16 protein-coding genes, 1 pseudogene and 1 riboswitch are annotated in these 19585 nt (G+C 43.9%); of the genes and pseudogenes, 6 read left to right on the top strand and 11 right to left on the bottom strand.

What is annotated here, in order from left to right:
• The first annotated feature begins 108 nt into the window (after window positions 1-108).
• Window positions 109-1620 carry a M28 family metallopeptidase gene (locus tag DD616_RS11350; RefSeq protein WP_208871691.1) on the top strand — a complete coding sequence of 504 codons (1512 nt, stop codon included), beginning with the start codon at window positions 109-111 and terminating at the stop codon, window positions 1618-1620.
• Between the two features lie 40 nt (window positions 1621-1660).
• On the opposite strand, the gene maiA is transcribed toward DD616_RS11350, so the two are convergent.
• From maiA to hppD, 4 genes are read right to left on the bottom strand one after another with little or no spacing between them, the layout of a single operon-like run.
• On the bottom strand, window positions 1661-2311 hold the full coding sequence (gene maiA, locus DD616_RS11345; protein ID WP_208871690.1) for a maleylacetoacetate isomerase: 651 nt from the start codon (window positions 2309-2311) through the stop codon (window positions 1661-1663).
• Entirely contained in the window at window positions 2308-3321 is a 1014-nt protein-coding gene (locus DD616_RS11340; RefSeq protein WP_094148043.1) for a fumarylacetoacetate hydrolase family protein, read from the bottom strand. Before DD616_RS11340 ends, maiA begins: the two co-directional genes overlap by 4 nt.
• Before the next feature lie 23 nt (window positions 3322-3344).
• Window positions 3345-4475, bottom strand: coding sequence for a homogentisate 1,2-dioxygenase (locus DD616_RS11335; protein WP_017042493.1), 1131 nt, complete (start codon window positions 4473-4475; stop codon window positions 3345-3347).
• Window positions 4468-5541 carry a 4-hydroxyphenylpyruvate dioxygenase gene (gene hppD, locus DD616_RS11330; protein WP_208871689.1) on the bottom strand — a complete coding sequence of 358 codons (1074 nt, stop codon included), beginning with the start codon at window positions 5539-5541 and terminating at the stop codon, window positions 4468-4470. Before hppD ends, DD616_RS11335 begins: the two co-directional genes overlap by 8 nt.
• Window positions 5542-6099: 558 nt before the next feature.
• Here hppD and DD616_RS11325 point away from each other — a divergent pair.
• Window positions 6100-7206, top strand: a complete 1107-nt coding sequence (locus DD616_RS11325; protein WP_026027995.1) for a M20/M25/M40 family metallo-hydrolase — start codon at window positions 6100-6102, stop codon at window positions 7204-7206.
• 68 nt (window positions 7207-7274) lie between these two features.
• Here DD616_RS11325 and DD616_RS11320 read toward each other — a convergent pair whose 3' ends face one another.
• Complete coding sequence (locus DD616_RS11320; protein WP_208871688.1) at window positions 7275-8009, bottom strand: chromosome partitioning protein ParA; 735 nt, start codon at window positions 8007-8009, stop codon at window positions 7275-7277.
• A 19-nt stretch (window positions 8010-8028) separates the two neighbouring features.
• Window positions 8029-8187 (bottom strand): hypothetical protein, encoded by a 159-nt coding sequence (locus DD616_RS11315; RefSeq protein ID WP_010319274.1) that lies wholly within the window; start codon window positions 8185-8187, stop codon window positions 8029-8031.
• Window positions 8188-8545: 358 nt separating this feature from the next.
• Window positions 8546-8639, top strand: a riboswitch (glycine riboswitch).
• Window positions 8640-8762: 123 nt separating this feature from the next.
• On the opposite strand from DD616_RS11315, the gene DD616_RS11310 reads away from it, so the two are divergent.
• The gene (locus tag DD616_RS11310) at window positions 8763-10142 is read left to right on the top strand and encodes an alanine/glycine:cation symporter family protein (RefSeq protein ID WP_017050528.1); all 1380 of its coding nucleotides are present in this window, start codon (window positions 8763-8765) and stop codon (window positions 10140-10142) included.
• Window positions 10143-10477: 335 nt separating this feature from the next.
• Here the strand turns inward: DD616_RS11310 and DD616_RS11305 are convergent, their stop codons facing one another.
• Window positions 10478-11110 carry a LysE family translocator gene (locus DD616_RS11305; protein ID WP_013856840.1) on the bottom strand — a complete coding sequence of 211 codons (633 nt, stop codon included), beginning with the start codon at window positions 11108-11110 and terminating at the stop codon, window positions 10478-10480.
• 220 nt (window positions 11111-11330) lie between these two features.
• Between DD616_RS11305 and DD616_RS11300 the strand changes: the two genes are divergently transcribed.
• Window positions 11331-12812 (top strand): carboxypeptidase M32, encoded by a 1482-nt coding sequence (locus DD616_RS11300; protein ID WP_208871687.1) that lies wholly within the window; start codon window positions 11331-11333, stop codon window positions 12810-12812.
• Between the two features lie 306 nt (window positions 12813-13118).
• On the opposite strand, the gene DD616_RS11295 is transcribed toward DD616_RS11300, so the two are convergent.
• Both DD616_RS11295 and DD616_RS11290 read right to left on the bottom strand, forming a co-directional pair.
• Window positions 13119-13730 (bottom strand): Fic/DOC family protein, encoded by a 612-nt coding sequence (locus DD616_RS11295; protein ID WP_208871686.1) that lies wholly within the window; start codon window positions 13728-13730, stop codon window positions 13119-13121.
• A complete protein-coding gene (locus DD616_RS11290; RefSeq protein ID WP_208871685.1) occupies window positions 13727-16072 on the bottom strand; it encodes a TOTE conflict system archaeo-eukaryotic primase domain-containing protein in 2346 nt (781 codons plus the stop codon). The genes DD616_RS11295 and DD616_RS11290 overlap by 4 nt, the downstream gene beginning before the upstream one ends.
• 160 nt (window positions 16073-16232) lie before the next feature.
• Here DD616_RS11290 and DD616_RS11285 point away from each other — a divergent pair.
• Window positions 16233-16490, top strand: a pseudogene (locus tag DD616_RS11285) (carboxypeptidase M32); the annotation flags it as partial.
• A 72-nt stretch (window positions 16491-16562) separates the two neighbouring features.
• On the opposite strand, the gene DD616_RS11280 reads toward DD616_RS11285, so the two are convergent.
• Window positions 16563-17966, bottom strand: a complete 1404-nt coding sequence (locus DD616_RS11280; RefSeq protein WP_088732468.1) for an MDR family MFS transporter — start codon at window positions 17964-17966, stop codon at window positions 16563-16565.
• A 98-nt stretch (window positions 17967-18064) separates the two neighbouring features.
• Between DD616_RS11280 and DD616_RS11275 the strand changes: the two genes are divergently transcribed.
• Window positions 18065-18976, top strand: coding sequence for a LysR family transcriptional regulator (locus DD616_RS11275; protein WP_013856811.1), 912 nt, complete (start codon window positions 18065-18067; stop codon window positions 18974-18976).
• 89 nt (window positions 18977-19065) lie between these two features.
• Here DD616_RS11275 and DD616_RS11270 read toward each other — a convergent pair whose 3' ends face one another.
• On the bottom strand, window positions 19066-19548 hold the full coding sequence (locus DD616_RS11270; RefSeq protein ID WP_017044743.1) for an outer membrane beta-barrel protein: 483 nt from the start codon (window positions 19546-19548) through the stop codon (window positions 19066-19068).
• Window positions 19549-19585 lie beyond the last annotated feature (37 nt).

The raw sequence follows: 19585 nt of genomic DNA, 5'->3' as shown, positions 1-19585 counted from the left end.
ACCGTTATGAACAACTGAGTATAAAACGAATTGTTCTCATTATTCCTATTTTTGGCCTAGGGTTTATGGTCAACGTCATGTTGATAATAATACTCCAGGGAGGAGAGAATGAACCAGAAACAAACGTTATTGGCGATTGCGCTAGCAGGCTGTTTCAGTACCGCTTATGCAGAAGAAAAGGTGTGGATTTCCATTGGTGGTGACGCGACGCAAACGGCGCTTCGCTCTGGAGCCCAAAGCCTATTACCTGAAAATCTTATCAATCAAACATCAGTATGGGTTGGGCAAGTACCAGTAAGCGAGTTGGCGACGCTTTCACATGAAATGCACGAAAATCATCAGCGATGTGGTGGTTATATGGTCCACCCTTCTGCACAAAGTGCGATGAGTGTCAGCGCAATGCCGCTGAATCTAAACGCTTTCAGTGCACCAGAAATAACTCAGCAAACCACCGTTAACGCTTGGTTGCCATCAGTATCAGCGCAACAAATCACCAGTACCATCACCACCTTAACCCAGTTTAAAAATCGCTTTTATACCACCTCGACTGGTGCTCAAGCATCGAATTGGATTGCAGATCATTGGCGTTCACTCTCTGCGTCACTGCCCGCAAGCAAAGTAGAACAAATCACACATTCAGGCTACAACCAGAAATCGGTAATGCTCACAATTACAGGCTCTGAAAAACCTGACGAATGGGTGGTGATTGGCGGGCATTTAGACTCGACACTTGGTTCTCGAACCAACGAAAGCAGTATTGCGCCGGGTGCGGACGACGATGCATCAGGTATCGCGGGCGTGACAGAAATCATCCGTTTGTTGTCTGAGCAAAATTTTCGTCCTAAACGCAGCATCGCTTTCATGGCTTACGCTGCTGAAGAAGTGGGCCTTAGAGGTTCACAAGACTTAGCCAATCGTTTTAAAGCCGAAGGTAAAAAAGTAATGTCTGTGATGCAGTTAGACATGACTAACTACCAAGGTTCACGCGAAGATATTGTGTTTATGAGCGATTACACCGACAGTAATTTTACCCAGTATTTGACACAACTATTGGATGAATATTTACCGTCATTAACCTATGGATTTGATACCTGTGGCTATGCCTGCTCTGATCATGCCTCTTGGCATGCGGTTGGTTACCCAGCTGCGATGCCTTTTGAATCCAAATTTAATGATTACAACCCTAATATTCATAGCCCGCAAGACACTCTGCAAAATTCCGACCCAACAGGATTTCATGCGGTGAAATTTACTAAACTTGGATTGGCTTATGTGGTTGAAATGGGTAACGCCTCAACACCGCCTACGCCGAATAATCAACTGAAAAATGGCGTACCTGTGAACGGTTTATCGGCTAGCAGAAATAGCAAAACCTGGTATCAATTCGAACTGCCGGAAGCGGGTAACTTGAGTATTGTATTGTCAGGGGGAAGCGGCGATGCCGATTTATACGTTAAGTATCAAACTGATGCCGATCTACAGCAATACGACTGCCGTCCTTATCGCAGTGGCAATAATGAAACGTGTCAGTTCTCCAATGCTCAACCGGGCCGCTATTCTATTTTGCTGCATGGATACAACAATTACAGCAATGCAAGTTTAGTGGCGAATGCTCAATAAACAGCGCAAAGAAAAGCCAGCCGCAAGGCTGGCTTTTCGATTAACTCTCAGCATCGGGCTGGTTTTCTGGTGCAGCGGCAATAAACGCCGGATGAGCACGAAGCTCAGCAGTGATTTGTTTGATGATCGGAAACTGCGCCATATCAAGATTAAAGCGCTCCGCGTTATACACTTGTGGTACTAAACAAACATCCACTAAGCTCAGTTGATCACCAACACAGTACTCCCCTGATACTGTCGCCAATTTCTTTTCCAAGGCATAAAACCCCGTGGCTATCCAATGCCGATACCAGTCTCCTTTTTGACTTTCATCTACGTCCAGTTCACGCGTTAAATATTGTAAAACTCGTAGATTGTTCAGTGGATGAATATCAATAGCAATGTCTTGCGCCAGTGCTTTAACCTGATATTTCTCTTTACCTGATAACGGAACCAAACGTACTTGGGGATACTGGTCATCCAAATATTCGATGATGGTTAACGACTGAGTAATGCAATGCCCGTTATCTTCTAGTACCGGAATTAACTCACTCGGGTTGAGAGCGCTAAACTCGGCTGAATGTTGCACTCCGCCCTCCTTAACTAAATGGATAGCAATCGACTGGTAATCGAGCGCCTTGAGGTGAAGTGCGATGCGTACTCGGTAAGCGGCTGAAGAGCGCCAATACCCATATAACTTGAGGCTACTCATGACCCTTTCACCACGCGTTGATCGATTAAACCAAACAGGCTGTTCCCTTTATCATCACGCATTTCTAACGTTATCCTGTCACCAAATTTCATAAATTCGGTGCTTGGTTTACCGTCCCGAATGGTTTCAATCATTCGCACTTCTGCAATGCATGAATAGCCGACTCCCCCTTCAGCAATCGCACTGCCAAAATCGGTTCCCTGTTTATTAGAAACTGTACCAGAGCCAATAATAGTGCCCGCGCACAATGGGCGCGTTTTTGCTGCGTGAGCAATTAACTGTGGGAATTCAAACGTCATGTCCACGCCAGCATTGGGGCAACCAAATGGTTTATTGTTATAGGTTGATAGCAATGGCAGGTTGAGTTTTCCGCCGTCCCAATGGCAGCCTAGTTCATCGGGTGTCACAGCGACAGGAGAGAATGCTGAAGACGGTTTGGATTGAAAAAACCCAAATCCTTTAGCAAGCTCTTGAGGGATCAAACCACGCAGCGACACATCGTTAACCAACATCACCAATCGAATCGCTTGCGCCGCTTCACTTAGGGTTGCACCCATTCTGACATCATCGGTGATCACGGCCACTTCGGCTTCAAAATCAATTCCCCATGCTTCATCTTGCATTTGAATATCATCACGCGGTCCAAGAAAAGCATCCGAACCACCTTGATACATTAACGGATCACTCCAGAAACTTTCAGGGATCTCCGCTCCTCGTGCTTTTCGTACTAACTCAACATGGTTGACGTAAGCAGAACCGTCGGCCCATTGATACGCTCTAGGCAGCGGCGAATGACACAAGGTTTGATCAAACAGCATCTCTTGCAGCAATTCGCCTTCATTCAGCGCCGTATAAATTTCGCTGAGCATCGGTGCGGTTTCCTGCCAACGGTCTAAGGCTTGCTGTAAATGCTCGGCAATCTCAGGCACAGCAACGCATTTTGATAAGTCATGGCTGACCACAACCAATAACCCATCTCTTGTGCCGTTTTTTAGCGTAGCTAACTTCATGTCACTTCCTTATTCTTATTCGTTTATTCGCTCTTCCAACTGTAGACGTACTGTTGATTTTCAACCTGCTGCGCCGCCTCACTAAAGTGTAATGCATGCCGCGTATCAATCATCACTGCCACTTCATCGGTAAATTTTTTCTTATGCTCTTGCCCAGCTTGGAACGCTTTCGGATGTGGGCCATGGGTAAACCCGGCAGGATGAAAAGTGACCATGCCAGCTTCAATATTATCGCGGCTAAAGAAATCACCCGCATGGTAGAAGAGCACTTCATCGTAATCATCATTGTTATGATAAAACGGAACCTTTAAAGCGCCGGGGTCACTCTCAATCGGCCGAGGCACAAAGGTGCAGACCACAAAACCTTGGCCAACAAACGTTGTGTGAGCGGAGGGCGGCAAATGATAGCGATGCGACATCAACGGCCGAATGTCTCGCCAGTTGAGTTTCACCACAGAAAGATCACCGTGCCAACCTACTGCATCCAATGGGTTAAATGGATAAGTAATGACGCTGATTTTCTCATGACGTTTTAAATGAACTTGGGTGGTCTTTTCTGAATACTGCGCTTTAAACTCTGGATTAATCGACGGGACTTGCAAAACCGCAGGATCGAATATGGCGTGGTTCCCTACTAGCCCTTTTTCTGGCAAAGCATACGCCGCATCCGTATTCTCTATCATTAGAATGAACATCGGCTCACTTGGCTCAAGCCGCCAATTGGTTGAGCGCGGGATCAACACATAATCCCCTTGTGAAACGCTCAAGTGCCCGTAATCGCAATAAAAATCAGCGCTTCCTTGATGAATAAAAAGTAACTCATCACCATCGGCGTTACGCACTAAATGATCCATCGCTTGAGCCAGCTTCCATACTCGGACTTTACATTGTGCATTATGCAATAGATGCGGCACGCTCCACGGTGAACTTTGTTTGGCTTGCTCGATCAAATTAAAATTAAAGGCTCTCGGCCTTAACTCACCTTGCCATTCACTCCACCCTGTCGGTGCATGTTGGTGATGGAAATGGGCCGCAGGGCCAAAAAAGCCACTGCGTCCTGCTTCTCTTTCATAGATGGCCTCTTGCGGGAAGTCGGCATGAGCTTGGTTTGAACATACCCCTTCTCGATGAGGAAATGTGATCCATTTATGCATCGCTGAGTACTCCTCGCCGAATTTGATCTTCTTCAATCGACTCAAATAACGCTTTGAAATTACCTTCCCCGAAACCTTCATTGCCTTTGCGTTGAATGATCTCAAAAAAGACTGGGCCAATGACGGTTTGAGTAAATATTTGCAGCAAAATTCCATCTTTCATCGGTGCGCCATCAATCAGGACTCGTAGTGCTTTCAGCTGCTCAATATCCTCTTGGTGCCCTTCAACTCGCTCATTGACTTTTTCGTAGTAAGTATCCGGTGTCGGCATGAAATCCATCCCTCGCTCGCGCAGAGTACGTACCGTCTGGTAGATATCATCAGTGGATAAAGCGATGTGTTGGATCCCCTCACCATTGTATTCACGAATAAACTCTTCTATTTGTGATTTATCGTCAGACGATTCATTGATTGGGATGCGAATTTTGCCGCAAGGGGCTGTCATTGCACGGCTAACTAGTCCCGTTAGCTTCCCTTCAATATCAAAATAGCGAATTTCACGGAAGTTACCGATCCGCTCATAAAAGCCAGACCAAACGTCCATGTGGCCTTGTTTGACGTTATGCGTTAAGTGGTCAATTTCGGACAGACCAACGTTGGCGTGAGTCATTCGTTGATTGGCATCGGCATAGAACTTGAAATCCACATCATAAATGCTCTGGCTACCGTAACGGTCGACAAAATAGAGCAAGCTATCGCCAATTCCATAAATCGCGGGAATACTCAGTTCCATTGGGCCAATTTGTGTTTTGTATTCTCGCCCGCCATTTGCCTGCACATGCTGCATGGCGACAGATGCATCATGAACGCGAAACGCCATCCCACACACTGAAGGTCCATGCACTTTGGCAAACGCTGCAGCTTGGCTATGGGGTTGAGAGTTAACGATAAAATTAATATCCCCTTGACGATATAACCACGCCTCTTTTGAGCGGTGCTTGGCTATCTCAGCAAAGCCAAGAGAAGTAAACAGCTCTTTTAACTGCGCTATTCCAGCGGGATCCGCCGCGGTGTACTCCACAAATTCAAAACCGTCTGTTCCCAATGGGTTAAATGTTGAAGTCATCTCGCGCTCCTTTTTTGTTAACGCTTGTATTGAGTATTGCGAACATGGCGTAATTTTCAGCAAAAATGAACCCTATAACGAAAAACGGTTTAGCGGAGAACAAATAGTTTCAATGTAATTAAAATGTTACACAAATCTATTAGTGAGCAGTAGGATAGTAAATTAGCGAATTTCACAGAGATGATTTATTTTTATTTGACTGAATACTAAGCACTTTTCCTTAATTGGCCACGTTAATCACAAGTCAATTATAACCAGTTGCTCAGTAAGATAAATAGCACAGCGTAACATTTTAGCTACATTTATCAGAAGCCGATACTGCCTCAGGCGAAAAACACACAATCGACGAGGTGTTAGGCGCACATGATTTTTATATGCCGAGCTACACGGACAAAACATTAGGCCAACACAGGTGAATCATTAAGTTAAAAACAATAGCCATTGGCTATATATAAGCGAAAAATTCGGTTATTTTGTCGTGCTTCTTTGATTTATCGCAGAACATCGCGTCATCCACACGCGATATGGTATGGCTTCTGTTTCCTACGAGATAACAAAATGACCATGATAAATGAACAGCGCTTGGTTGAGCACTTTCTACAACTAATTCAAATTGACAGCGAATCGGGTAACGAAAAACAGATTGCAGAAACGCTGTCTGAACAGTTGGGTGAGCTTGGTTTTTCAGTCCAAAAACTGCCCGTACCTGAACATGTTTCCAATGGCTTTAACCTTTATGCTCGCCTAGCAGGACAACTCGATGACAGTGTCGTACTGAGCTGTCACATGGATACCGTCAAACCGGGGATTGGTATCACACCCGTCATTGAAAATGGCGTCATTCGCTCTAACGGTGAAACCATTTTAGGCGGCGATGACAAATCGGGTATTGCGGCCATTATGGAGGCGATTCGAACGATTAAAGCGCAAAAACAACCTCATAAAACCATTGAAATTGCATTCACCGTCCATGAAGAAGGCGGGCTACAAGGCTCCAAACACTTTGATATGTCTCATATTCAATCGGCTAAGGCGATTGTGCTCGACACTGGTGGTCCAATAGGAACCATCGTTAAAGCAGCCCCAGGGCAGCAAAAAATCATCGTTAATATCAAAGGCAAACCCGCACACGCAGGCCTTGCCCCTGAAGAAGGTATTAGCGCTATCGCCGTCGCGGCCGATGCGATTACCCAAATGAAATTGCTGCGTATTGATGAGGAAACCACGGCGAATATCGGCCTTGTTCATGGCGGTGGCGCAACGAATATCGTCATGCCTGATCTTAGAATTGTCGCTGAAGCCCGTTCATTGAATGATGATAAGTTGAGCCTACAAGTTGAACATATGGTGTCAACATTTCAGGCCGCGGCGCACAAGCATGGCGCGCAGGTTAAGATTGAATCTACTCGTGCTTACAACGCCTTTGTATTGGATGAAGAGCATCCGCATATCGTTGCGATCAAAAAGAGCTTTGAATCGGTTGGAATTGCACCAAAAACCAAACGTACTGGTGGAGGCAGTGATGCAAACAACTTTAACGAAAAAGGATTAGTGACCGTCAATTTGTCAACGGGCATGGCGAAAGTTCACACCACCGAAGAGTATATTGCGATCAGTGATATGGTGAAGATTGCAGAATTCCTAACAACGTATTTGACCGAATAAGCCTTACGATAAAACAGGCCTCATTTTCGCGAGGCCTGCTAAAGAAACATTGGTGGGATTGGTATAAATTATAAGCCTATATTTTCCGTTAACGCTTTGATTTGTTCTAAATCCATGCGGTGAACTTGGATCATCTGATCGATTTGGCTAATTCTTGAATTCGCTTCATCTTGCTTATCACATGCGTCTGATTTTGCATCCCACGACTTACCTTCTAGGTAGACATCACAATCGGTTTTGAGCGTTTTGAGCTTCGGTACTAAAGTTTCTTTCTCTTTTTGCAGCGCTTCTAACTCTTGCTTAATTTTCAATTCACGTTGGAACAGTTCGCGTGAACGTTCAAAAATCGTTGCCTGCATATCGGCTTGCCGATTTAATTTAGAATTTTTGTTCTCAACTTGCGCTAGTGCATTTTCCTGTGTATTGAGTTTCGCTTGCAGCGCTTTATTTTCTGCCATTAACGCTTGGTATTGGCTTTGCGCTTGATCCAGCTCTTGCTGATACTGCTTTTGTTGCTCTTCTAATGCTTGTTGAAGTTTATTTGCTACTTCAGCGTCGACACTGGCGACTTTTAATTGCACTTTTTCAGCTAATTGGCTTTTATCTTGGGTGAGCTGTTCATATTTTTCTTCTAGCTGATGGTATGTTTTTTGCCAGTTATTCGTGGTGATACTTGAACCGATTAAGCCACCGAATGCTAACCCCAACACCCCTGCTAACGCGATGTAGACGTAGGTGCGTTTGTCTCGTTCTTCAATCACTACGACATCGTCTTGTGCATCAATGTCCGTCTGTTTGTTCACTCTTTCGCTCCTATCTATCTCAGCGAGTTAATTCAGTAATCACAATTGAGGCAGCATAAATGACAAAAGCAGTGAGTAAAGAAACCACCACACCTTTTTGCAACTTTTCGTTGGTACGATAACGAATAAAAATAAAAGCAATGGCGATCAATAAAATAATGGTGATGAGTCGTGTCATTAGCCTATCCTCTCACGTAGTGTATATCATTTATAACACGCGATAAGTCAGAAAAAAGTAGAACAATCGACAACAAGCGTAAAGTTTTCACCCCTCATCCTACGTTTACGTCTATAAATGGTTAACAAACCACCAAACGGCAGCAAATTGAGATCAAAAGCACAATTTTTCTTGTCTTGAAAAACGCTTTATGTAACATATCTCGCCTTGATGGTAAGCGCACTTATCATCAGTTCCGATGAAGACTGCAGGAGAGTAGCCTTAGTTTATTCAAAGTATGAGTAAACAGGCTCGCCGAAGAAGTAAATCTTTCAGGTGCTAATGCTCTCTCTTATGAGAGCTGGCGAGGACTGTAGTTGGAGGAACCTCTGGAGAGAACCGTTTAATCGGTCGCCGAAGGAGCAAACCCTATTTGGGGTGAAACTCTCAGGCAAAAGGACAGAGGAGTGGAAAGTTACAATCATAAATAGGTGTGGTTTCTTCACCACTGGCCTGCTGTGATCTTTTTGTGGGATCTTTTCAGATTACTGCCCTTTCCCTCTTCTCCTTAACTGTCGTTTTATTAAGGGGAACTAATGAACAACCTGCAATCTATTCTTGAATCTATAGACAATTTTGTCTGGGGACCACCACTTTTAATTTTATTGGTCGGTACAGGCATCTATTTTACGTTTCGTCTCGGTCTTATCCAATTTCGACATTTACCTACCGCACTTAAGATGGTGTTTAGTAAAGACAAAGACGCCGGTAAACAAGGCGATGTATCAAGCTTTGCCGCCTTATGTACCGCACTTTCCGCGACGATTGGAACCGGTAATATCGTTGGCGTAGCGACAGCGATTAAGCTCGGTGGGCCGGGCGCGCTATTTTGGATGTGGTTAGCCGCGCTGTTTGGTATGGCGACCAAATACGCTGAATGTTTACTGGCAGTAAAGTATCGTCAAGTGGATGACAAAGGCCAAATGGTTGGTGGCCCGATGTATTACCTGCAATATGGCGTGGGCTCGCGAACTTTGGCGGTTTTATTCGCCCTATTTGCCATCGGCGTCGCTTGTTTCGGCATTGGTACATTCCCACAAGTCAACGCGATTTTAGATGCTACTGAAATCTCTTTTGGTGTGTCACGCGAAATATCAGCAGTGGTTCTAACGCTGTTAGTCGCATTTGTCACGGTCGGTGGTATTCAATCAATTGCTAAAGTGGCTGGGAAAGTGGTACCTGCCATGGCCCTTTTTTACATCCTTGCGTGTTTGAGTGTGATCATCAGCAACAGCGATCAATTACTCACGGCCATCAGTTTAGTTATCACTTCTGCCTTCACTTCCACAGCCGCTACAGGTGGTTTCTTAGGAGCGAGCATCATGCTGGCGATTCAATCAGGGATTGCGCGCGGTGTATTTTCTAATGAATCTGGTCTTGGCAGCGCGCCAATGGCCGCGGCGGCAGCGAAAACTGACTCTTGCGTAAAACAAGGGTTGATTTCAATGACTGGTACTTTCTTTGATACCATCATTATTTGCACCATGACCGGGCTTGCGCTGATCTTAACTGGCGCATGGCAAAGTGATTTTTCTGGTGCCGCTATGACAACCTATGCATTTGCCGTGGGCTTAAATGCGCAAACCTTGGGCCCGATGATGGTCTCCATTGGTTTGATGTTTTTTGCTTTTACGACGATTTTAGGCTGGAACTATTACGGTGAGCGCTGCGTGGTATTTTTGTTTGGTACCAAAGCAGTAATGCCTTATAAGCTGATTTTTATCGGTTTGGTGGCATCAGGTGCGTTCTTGCACCTTGATATGATTTGGATTATTGCTGATATCGTTAACGGTTTAATGGCTATCCCTAATCTGATCGGATTAATCGCATTACGTCATATTGTGCTTGAAGAGACCAAGCTATTTTTTGAAAAACAGTCAGCGCCTTTGGCGCGTAATCCTCAAACTCAATACTGAGTAACCACATCGCAGGTAGGCATTAAATCGCCTACCTGCGGTTTGAAGCCTGTCTTTTCCGCTTTTTAATCTGTTTATCCAAACAAGAATACGATAAGTTTAAAACAGCTAAAATGATTATCGAGGTAGGAACACCGTATCCCAAGGCTAATCCTTCCAGAAACAACAAAAAACACACTAAGATAACTGCACAAATAACCAATATATTCAAATTACCCTCAACACGTGATGTCTCGTAATCCATGCAAGGTTTTATATCGTAAATTTAAAGCAGTAACTTCAAAAAAATGTCATTCTAGCTTTGTTCAGAAAACTCCTACAACTAATTGATTAAATTATCTTTTCTCAAGCATTAATTTTAGACCCAGAGCAACTAGAACCACGCCTGTTGTCCCTTCCATCCATTTCATAAATGACGCATTTTTGAGTAAGTTTTTTGCAAAGCTCAATGCGCCCGCTAAACCGCACTGCCAACACATAGCGATAACAAAATGAATAGCAGCCATCAAAAGCGATTGCAACAACGGAGAATATTCTGGGTTAATAAATTGCGGCAAAAATGCGAGATAAAATACTGCCGTTTTAGGGTTCAACACATTGGAAAGAAAGCCTTCACGCAATGACCGCTTCAGCGTAAATTCACTGTGTGAAATGGCCGTAACCTGCATACCTTGGCTATTTTTCAGCAACGCTTTTAAGCTAGATAGTCCCAGCCAAATTAAATACGCCGCACCAATCATTTTAACCACATGAAACAGCTCGGCCGATTGTGCCAAAATCGCCGAAATACCGACGGCGGAAAAGGTCGCATGCACAAATAACCCCATGCAAATACCCAAACTTGTTATGCTGCCGTCAGTGAACCCAGCTCGTGATGTGTTACGAATCACCAGTGCCGTATCTAGCCCTGGAGTTAGCGTTAATATAGTAATTGCGATCAGAAAGGCTTCAACGTTTTGGATATACATACCCGTCCTTGTATAAAAGAAATGTCATCGTTTGCCTTTTTATACCTGAGCTCTTTTATAAAGTCTTTAACAGTTTTCACTGGATAAGAAAATAATGAAATACTCACAGCCTTGTCGGTTTGGGTCACGCTCTTTCACCTTGATTGACTTGGATAGCCTTGGTTAGACACTTAATGGTTGCTACACTTACTTCTCTTTTACGTCACGGAAGGCTAATTCCATGGATGCATTCAATCAATTAGTTCAACATTCTAAGAAAATTTCACATTTCAATCATTTAGCGGCTATTTGTGGCTGGGATCAAGCCGCAGTAATGCCTGCTGGCGGCGCTCAAGCTCGCTCGGAAGCGATGGCGCACTTGTCCGTTCATATTCATAGTTTACATACTCAACCTCAATTGGCTGAATGGTTTGATAAAGCACAGAATGAGCCATTGGACGATGAGCAAAAAGCAACTCTGCGTGAACTCAAACGCCACTGGCAGCAGGCAAACGTACTACCTGAAGCTTTGGTGCAAGCGAAATCTCTTGCTGGTTCAAAGTGTGAACATGCTTGGCGTACCCAACGCAAAAACAATGATTGGGTCGGTTTTGAGAAAAACTGGGCTGAGGTGGTCACACTCTCACAGCAAGAAGCGCAGATCCGCGCTGATGCTACAGGTTTAACGCCTTATGATGCGATGCTCGATCTTTACGAACCGGGTACAACAACTCAATCATTGGACGCTGTTTTCAGCGATGTTAAAACTTGGCTGCCAACATTAATCGATCAAGTCATAGAGAAGCAACGCGCCGAAGAGATAATCATACCGACTGGCCATTACCCTGCTGAAAAGCAAAAGGCGCTAGGCTTAGAAGTCATGAAACTGCTTCAGTTTGATTTTGAACACGGTCGCCTTGATGAAAGCGTTCACCCTTTTTGCGGCGGTGTTCCAACCGATGTTCGGATCACCACTCGTTATAATGAGTCGGAGTTTATTCAGTCTCTAATGGGCATTGTCCATGAAACGGGCCACGCACGTTATGAGCAAGGCTTGCCTAAACATCTTGCAGGTACACCAGCAGGAGAAGCGCGTTCGATGGGTATTCATGAATCTCAATCGCTCTTCTTTGAAATGCAGATGGGGCGCAGTGAACCCTTTATTGAGCACTTAGCCACCCTAGCCGCCCGCTATTTTTCAGGTAGTGAAGATAAAGTATTTGCACAAGCGAATTTCCAGAAGATCTACACTCGCGCTGAAAAAGGCTTTATTCGTGTCGATGCCGACGAGTTGACTTATCCAGCGCACGTCATTTTACGTTATGAAATTGAACGTGATTTGATCAATGGTCATATCAAACATACCGATGTGCCTGAGCTATGGGATCACAAAATGCAGGCTTACCTCGGCCTTTCTACCCAAGGAAATGACCAAAACGGCTGTATGCAAGACATCCACTGGACAGATGGAAGCTTTGGCTACTTCCCTAGTTACACGCTGGGTGCTATGTATGCGGCCCAGGTTATGGCAGCAATGAAGAAAACGGTGGATGTTGACAGTGTCATCAAATCAGGCAATTTAACTCCTATTTTCAATTGGTTATCTGACAATGTCTGGAATAAGGCGAGTCTATTCACTACCGATGAACTGGTTAAGGCGGCCACTGGGGAAACACTGAATCCGGTACATTTTCAGACCCACTTAAAAAATCGTTACCTCTAGTTCGGTTATTTATATACGGGCTACTCTGAAGTAGCTCGTATCTTTCTATTCACGGCCTTTTAGATGAGAAATACGTTGCCGTTTCAAGATGTTGTCGATTGAAAAATAGCAGTACGTAATGTAGTATCAATACTAAATGGAATTGCTTGTAGCAGAAAAATATGAAGACAGAAAAAAAGAAAATCACTCAAAAGATGATCTATCGTGCGGTGGCAAGCTCGACTGCAATTGAGACAGGATCTCCTGTTCAAAATATTGAACAGCGTCTAAAAGCAAACAAGCGAAAGTATAGTTCCTTATCATTAGCTAGCTAATGGTGTCTCTAACCAGTCTTTCCATGTGCTGAAATTCATGCGCCACACCAGCTTGAATAGAAGCGATATAGAAGTCTTTGTGTTTGTCCCACAAACTGTAATCTAATAGCCCTAACCCTGCCTTGTTGCACATCACGTCCATAAGTAGTCGACTTATTCTGCCATTCCCTTCCCGAAATGGATGGATCAAGATAAATTCAATGTGGCTCCTAGCCAAGTACGACACAAACTCTTCCTTACCCATTTCTGGAATACTTTCGAATTTTGACAAATAATTCTGTTCAAACAGTTCAATACATCTTCCGATCTGAAGTGGTGAAGCAAACTGGAAACCTCCTTTGCCCATATCCACATTTCTGATCCTCCCAGCCCATTCATAGATATTACCAAGCCACTGCCTGTGCCAGCCGATGATGTCAGAAAAAGTTGGCTGAAACTCTGTATTTCCTTCCTCGAAAATTTTTTCATATAACTTGGTTAACAAAATTGCTTCAACATCATCCATTTCATCAGAAATTGTTATACCAAGCTTATTTGCCAGTACCTTACCCTGTGATCCGACCTCAAACCGTGTTTCCGATGAATCAAGAACATATCTATTCATAAAGCGAGGTTCTCCTGCTTATATGCCACAGATTCAGAAAAACCCAACGCTTTGTATCCTCGACTCCGCTTGGAATACATTCTTGCCAGCATTGGAATTTTCATATCTACATAATCAATAACACGAGTTTCCGTCTTACCGTCATACTCTCGCTGTATCCTTCCGACATACTGAACAAGTGCTCCTTTCCAAGATACCGGTAATGCGAGAACCAAGGTATCGAGTCGAGGTAGGTCAAATCCTTCACCAATAAACCGTCCAGTCGCTACCAACACCTGTGTGGTCGCCAGCTTTTCATTGACCTCTTCTCTATCTTTCTTTTTCATTGCGCCAATGAGCACCTCATTTTGAATTGCTCTTAGAGTCAACATGTCACTAAGAATTTTTGCATGCTCTCTACGCTCTGTCAGAACAATAGGAACACGTTCTTGCTTCACTTCGTCTTCGATATCATTGATGATTAACTGGTTTCTCATTTCGTTCTCAATCAGCCATCGATAGACATCAGCGATATGTGGTCGAGGTTCTTGAGTTACCAATTGAAGTGGAGGTTCAAAGAGAACCTCCTTCTTTTGAAGGGATTGGACAAATTTCACAGAACTGTTCGGAGTAATGGTATGTCTTATCCTACCCGCCTGCATGAAAATGATTGGTTGGTGACCATCTCTACGTTCCAAAGTAGCACTAATGCCGAGTATGTATTTTGCGTGAATCTCTCCCAATAATTTTTCATACTGCGGTGCTGACAAATGATGACACTCATCTATGATGACCAGTCCGTATTCATGCACAACAGGGTTAACGGTATTATCGCTACGGTTCAGTAAACTTTGATACGTTGCGACATCAACTGCCTTCGTTGGCTTTTTCTTTAAGCCTGTCAGTACACCAATATCTACACCTGTAGTGAACGTTTTTAGTCGTTCCTGCCATTGCTCCACAAGTTGTTTATTGTGAACGAGAATTAATGTGTTGACCTTTCTTTTGCATAGCAGTCCTATTGCCGTTACAGTCTTCCCAAACGCTGTCGGCGCGTGTAAAACACCGATATCAAATTTAGAAACGGCATCCACCGCTACCTTTTGTTCTTTCCTTAATATGCCATTGAACTGGATACTTTTGAGTCGACCTCCAGATCTTCTTTTGTCGTTAAAGAAAAATTTGATATTCGACTGTTCCAATAACTCACAAGCATCATCAATACAGCCTCGCGGTAGTACAAGATATCCACTATCGATTTCTGCCAGTGATATGTATCTAGATATTCCATTCGTTGATAGCCGCAATCCCTGAGCCTTGAAAAATTTAGGATTTGAAAATGATGCCAACCTTTTTAATCTGGCAAGCAAAGCATTTGGTAATGTTTCTATGGGAAGATAAATTCTATTCGCTAGAGTGATTTCAATACTGTCTGGGCATCCTAGATTTGTAGAAGAAGTAGCAGGTAAGTTTCGCTCCCAAGGTAGCAACGTGAACCCTGTCTTATCATGATCAATAGACTCATGAGACAGTACCAACTTAGCCAAAGCATCAACTGTCAATTTTTTTGTTGAGGCTAGAATCTGCCATTGATCCTGATAAGACAAAAAATTCCCATCAACAAATTCAGAGTTTCCCTCCGCTCTTGAACCTTTTTGTAATGGTAAAGCAATCAAGTTACCTATTCCTGCTACAGGTAAAAAATCCTGATTAGGAAACAATCGGTCATATGATTCAAAGGACAGCGCTCCGTGGATTTGCATAGCCTGATCAAGCAGCATAAATCCTAGTTTTCGCGCACTAGCTGCATCAACTTTAGCTTCAAAGAAAATCCATACATGCGCACCATTCCCTGAACGAGAACGTTCAAGCAAAAAATCTATTCCATTACGTCTACATGCTTCTGCGTAAGCCAGAGAGGCATCCTTCCAGTCCTTTTTATCGAAATCAATAGCAAGAAACCAGCAGTTACTATCACTGTCCATTGGGTAGATGCCAACAATAGATTTCCCCGACAAGTGATCATACAGAGCTTTTTCATCCAGTGGTTTGAACGATTGGTTGAGGCATTCCAAACATTTGACTTTCGGTTTATTGCATAGCCACTGTTGCCATTCATTGTTACATGCTATCGAGTATCCTGAACGCCCTTGCTTGTTTTGCCAGCGCACTGCATAACAGCTAGTGTTCCCTCGGAAGTAACGTCGAAATAGCTCGACTTTTTGTTCTGGAGACATTGTATTGCTAAATGCGGTAGACACAGAATCTTCTGAAACAATTAAATTCAACCGCTTAGCCTCAAGTTGTGCTAACTCTGCTTTAAGCGCTGCGATTTTGTTATCTATAGCTCTGAGTTCATCCATGCATTTCTGCCTCAACTTATTTGCCTAAATACACTATCAAGCAAAATTTAACTATAGGATAACACAAACATTTCAAAGGATTATGTAACGGTTTTCTTATATCCGACCAATTTCAACCTCGATTTTTAACTAAAAAATAGATATCAGTGTTCACTGACCAGATGGAAGCTTTGGCTACTTCCCTAGTTACACGCTGGGTGCTATGTATGCGGCCCAGTTTATGGCAGCAATGAAGAAAACGGTGGATGTTGATGCCGCCATTCGCAGTGGTGATTTATCACCAATATTTACTTGGCTTGCCGATAATATTTGGCGAAAAGGTAGCTTATTAACAACCGATGAATTGGTGAAACAAGCGACTGGGGATGTGCTTAACGCTCAATATTTCCAAGACCACCTAAAGCATAGATACCTTTAGCGCCAAACTTAAAAAGCAGCTTAAATCGCTGCTTTTTTTACACTTAGTTAACGCTCAATAACACGCAGGAATTCATGATGAACTTTTCATCAATGCATCTTTACGCAAGCGCCATACTGTCAGTAACATCGCCAGTAACGCTAGCACGCTCATGCCAATATAAACCAAGCTAAAACCTTGTGATAATACCTGAGTGGAAACGCCGGCCTGCTCGGCACTGTGTTCAGCAACCATGACTTCGCTTGGCACTCTCAGATAAAAGAGCGCGGAACAGAACGCAACACCGAGTGCACCGCCGAGTTCTCGTCCAAAATTAAACAGTGACATGCCAATGCCGCGATCACGTGCGGGTAAGACACTTTGTACAACAACGCCTAAGGCCGGTAAGGTTAAACCAATACCTATACCCGCAAAACCCAATGCAAATTTCACCCACATATCGTAATGAACTTGCCACAATGCAGCCATAGCCAAAGCAAAACCGACGATCACTAACATCTTATAACGGCCAAACTTCGCGATGAGCTTCCCACCCACATAAGCGCCAGAGGTAATACAGACCATGAAGATCACCATAATCGCACCACTTTCTGACGGAGTGAGTCCTTTTTGCCACTGAAACTGCAGCGGCAAATAAACCAAAAGCGCAAACATCAGCATTTGCGATCCCATAATAAGAACAATCGCGGTCAGATAATTCGGAAGACGTGCTAAACGCGCAGGTAAAATAGGATCACTCACTCTGCGTTCAACAACCACCAAAGCAACTAAACACGCCAGTAATGCAAACGCACCCCAGCCAGTAGGGATAAATGAATGTGAAGAAAGTAATAACAGCAGCAAAGTCGTCGCACTCATGAGTAACGCTGCTCCCACCCAATCAAAGCGACTATCTCTGCGTTTATTGAGATGCTTCAAATAGCGGTTAACCATGTAAAGTGCCACCAACCCTAACGGTAAATTAATACCGAATACCCACCGCCAACTGAGGTAGTCAGCAAAATAGCCGCCAAGCAGTGGCCCTGCAATACTGGACACCGCATAAACCGCTGAAATATAACCTTGGTACTTGCCCACTTCGCGCGCAGGAATTGAATCGGCGATAACGGTAAATGCCAGAGCTATTAAGCCTCCACCGCCAATCCCTTGAATCACACGAGCACCAATTAAACTGGGTAGATCAAAAGCAAAGGTACACAGCGCGGAACCCAACATAAAGATCACGATACTGACATTTAGCATCCGAACTCGTCCGAACAAGTCGCTCAGTTTACCGTAGACGGGCAATACAGCGGTCGATGCTAATAGATAAGCAGTAATCACCCATGTTAATGCTTGTCCTGCCGAGAGATCTTGCCCAATAAGAGCCAATGGAGTGGTAACGATGCTTTTTTCAAGCGAGCCTAAAGCGATGACTAAAGCAACGCTGGCAAAAATAATTTTCGGATTAGCCGAATAAGTTGAATCGGTAGGCATGTGCCCCTCATATGAACTTGATTAGAATGCGCGACCGACACGATAACGTAATAGTGCACATCCTAAAATAGGATAGAATGGGATGGCTTATTGCATAAATGGGATTAATGATGAAACTTGATGATTTATCACTCTTTTTAACGGTAGTGAAATGTGGCAATTTTACGCTGGCAGCAAAACAAAAAGCCTTGTCCACCAGCACGTTGAGCCGCAGAATTCAGCAGTTGGAGCAAGATATTGGCAGCATTCTACTGATCAGAAACAGTAAAGAAGTGGTACTAACGAAAGAAGGCGAGCATTTGTTTGAAACCTATGCCAACCTATTTAGCCAAATAGAAGATAAACAAGCACAAGCTTTAAAAGCCAAACAAGAGTTTAGAGGCGAGATCGTCATTAACGCGCCAATCCTACCCATTCGGCATCAGCTAAGTCCATTAGCACTGGAATTTTGTCAGCAACATCCTAAAGTCAACATTCGTATTCAAGTCGGTGCAGGGCTGGATTATCATACCCAGCACGACCTTGATATAGCGCTACGTTTTGGTCCACAACCGCAATCCGATTGGGTTGCGCGCAAACTAGCTAATAACCCTTCCGTGTTGTGCACAAGTCCTGACTACTCGGCCTCTTTGCTGCTAAAACATCCAGAGCAATTACTTTCTCTGCCACTACTCACTTTAAATACCAAACAAGCGTGGATATTTGAACATCAGCAAAGCAAAGAACGTTTTCAATTTATCCCTCAGGCACGTATTAGCTCTGAGGAAATTGATACGATTTTGCAAGCCACATTCATGAATATGGGTATTGCAAGGTTACCTAAAGGATTAATTGATAAGGAGTTAGAGGAGAAACGATTAGTGCCATTATTGCCTAACTGGCAGATTGAAGGAGCGGATGTTTATTTGCTGCACCCTCAGAGACGTTTTCTTCCTGAGCGAACTCAGGCATTTATTGACTACATCATCAATCACTGGTCGCGCTTTGCTTTCAGTTACTGGCGTACTTGAGAATGTACACCACACCATACTGCTCAAATAAAAAACCACTTCTTGCTACTAACGAGCAAGAAGTGGTTGAAAGCGATTGAGTGACTAGATTAAAGAAAGTGGAAGGTCGCGTTGAATGAAACCGTACCAATATCGTCATCGCCCAAAGTGTAATTCATGTAACTTGCACCAACTGAAATGGGCCCCATCAGGAAGTATTCAGCACCTACACCGTACATGATGTCAAAACCATCATCTATTTTATTGCTGTTTAATTTTTTATCCCAAGAATGCAAACCACCCTTGGCATACACATGCAGAGGGCCAAAATCAATGCTTGGCTTTACCGCAAAATAAACAGAGGAGGCCGCGATTTCATTCGTGGCAGTGACTTCAAATTTGCCATGGTCGGTGTAACCCGCTTCGAGGCCAATCAGAGGAAGAATACCAGTGCCGGCATGAATGTTGTACGAAGTACCGCTTTTACCATTCAAATCCGATTGGCCTACCGATGCGCCGCCATAAATCCAAGAGTCAGCAAACGCCATTGAAGATGTACTGATCAGCGCCAGTGCGATTAAAGTCTTTTTCATGATGAACCTTCTTTATTTAATTTGGCAGTGGCCTCAA

This window comes from Vibrio anguillarum (assembly GCF_003390515.1).
Lineage (GTDB): Bacteria > Pseudomonadota > Gammaproteobacteria > Enterobacterales > Vibrionaceae > Vibrio > Vibrio anguillarum.
This window is presented reverse-complemented; position numbering and strand designations above follow the sequence as displayed.

Excerpts from the sequence above, each read along its gene's own strand:
- DD616_RS11350 (WP_208871691.1), top strand. The coding sequence starts at position 109 with ATGAACCAGAAACAAACGTTATTGGCGATTGCGCTAGCAGGCTGTTTC.
- maiA (WP_208871690.1), bottom strand. The coding sequence starts at position 2,311 with ATGAGTAGCCTCAAGTTATATGGGTATTGGCGCTCTTCAGCCGCTTAC.
- DD616_RS11340 (WP_094148043.1), bottom strand. The coding sequence starts at position 3,321 with ATGAAGTTAGCTACGCTAAAAAACGGCACAAGAGATGGGTTATTGGTT.
- DD616_RS11335 (WP_017042493.1), bottom strand. The coding sequence starts at position 4,475 with ATGCATAAATGGATCACATTTCCTCATCGAGAAGGGGTATGTTCAAAC.
- hppD (WP_208871689.1), bottom strand. The coding sequence starts at position 5,541 with ATGACTTCAACATTTAACCCATTGGGAACAGACGGTTTTGAATTTGTG.
- DD616_RS11325 (WP_026027995.1), top strand. The coding sequence starts at position 6,100 with ATGACCATGATAAATGAACAGCGCTTGGTTGAGCACTTTCTACAACTA.
- DD616_RS11315 (WP_010319274.1), bottom strand. The coding sequence starts at position 8,187 with ATGACACGACTCATCACCATTATTTTATTGATCGCCATTGCTTTTATT.
- DD616_RS11310 (WP_017050528.1), top strand. The coding sequence starts at position 8,763 with ATGAACAACCTGCAATCTATTCTTGAATCTATAGACAATTTTGTCTGG.
- DD616_RS11305 (WP_013856840.1), bottom strand. The coding sequence starts at position 11,110 with ATGTATATCCAAAACGTTGAAGCCTTTCTGATCGCAATTACTATATTA.
- DD616_RS11300 (WP_208871687.1), top strand. The coding sequence starts at position 11,331 with ATGGATGCATTCAATCAATTAGTTCAACATTCTAAGAAAATTTCACAT.
- DD616_RS11295 (WP_208871686.1), bottom strand. The coding sequence starts at position 13,730 with ATGAATAGATATGTTCTTGATTCATCGGAAACACGGTTTGAGGTCGGA.
- DD616_RS11290 (WP_208871685.1), bottom strand. The coding sequence starts at position 16,072 with ATGGATGAACTCAGAGCTATAGATAACAAAATCGCAGCGCTTAAAGCA.
- DD616_RS11280 (WP_088732468.1), bottom strand. The coding sequence starts at position 17,966 with ATGCCTACCGATTCAACTTATTCGGCTAATCCGAAAATTATTTTTGCC.
- DD616_RS11275 (WP_013856811.1), top strand. The coding sequence starts at position 18,065 with ATGGGATTAATGATGAAACTTGATGATTTATCACTCTTTTTAACGGTA.
- DD616_RS11270 (WP_017044743.1), bottom strand. The coding sequence starts at position 19,548 with ATGAAAAAGACTTTAATCGCACTGGCGCTGATCAGTACATCTTCAATG.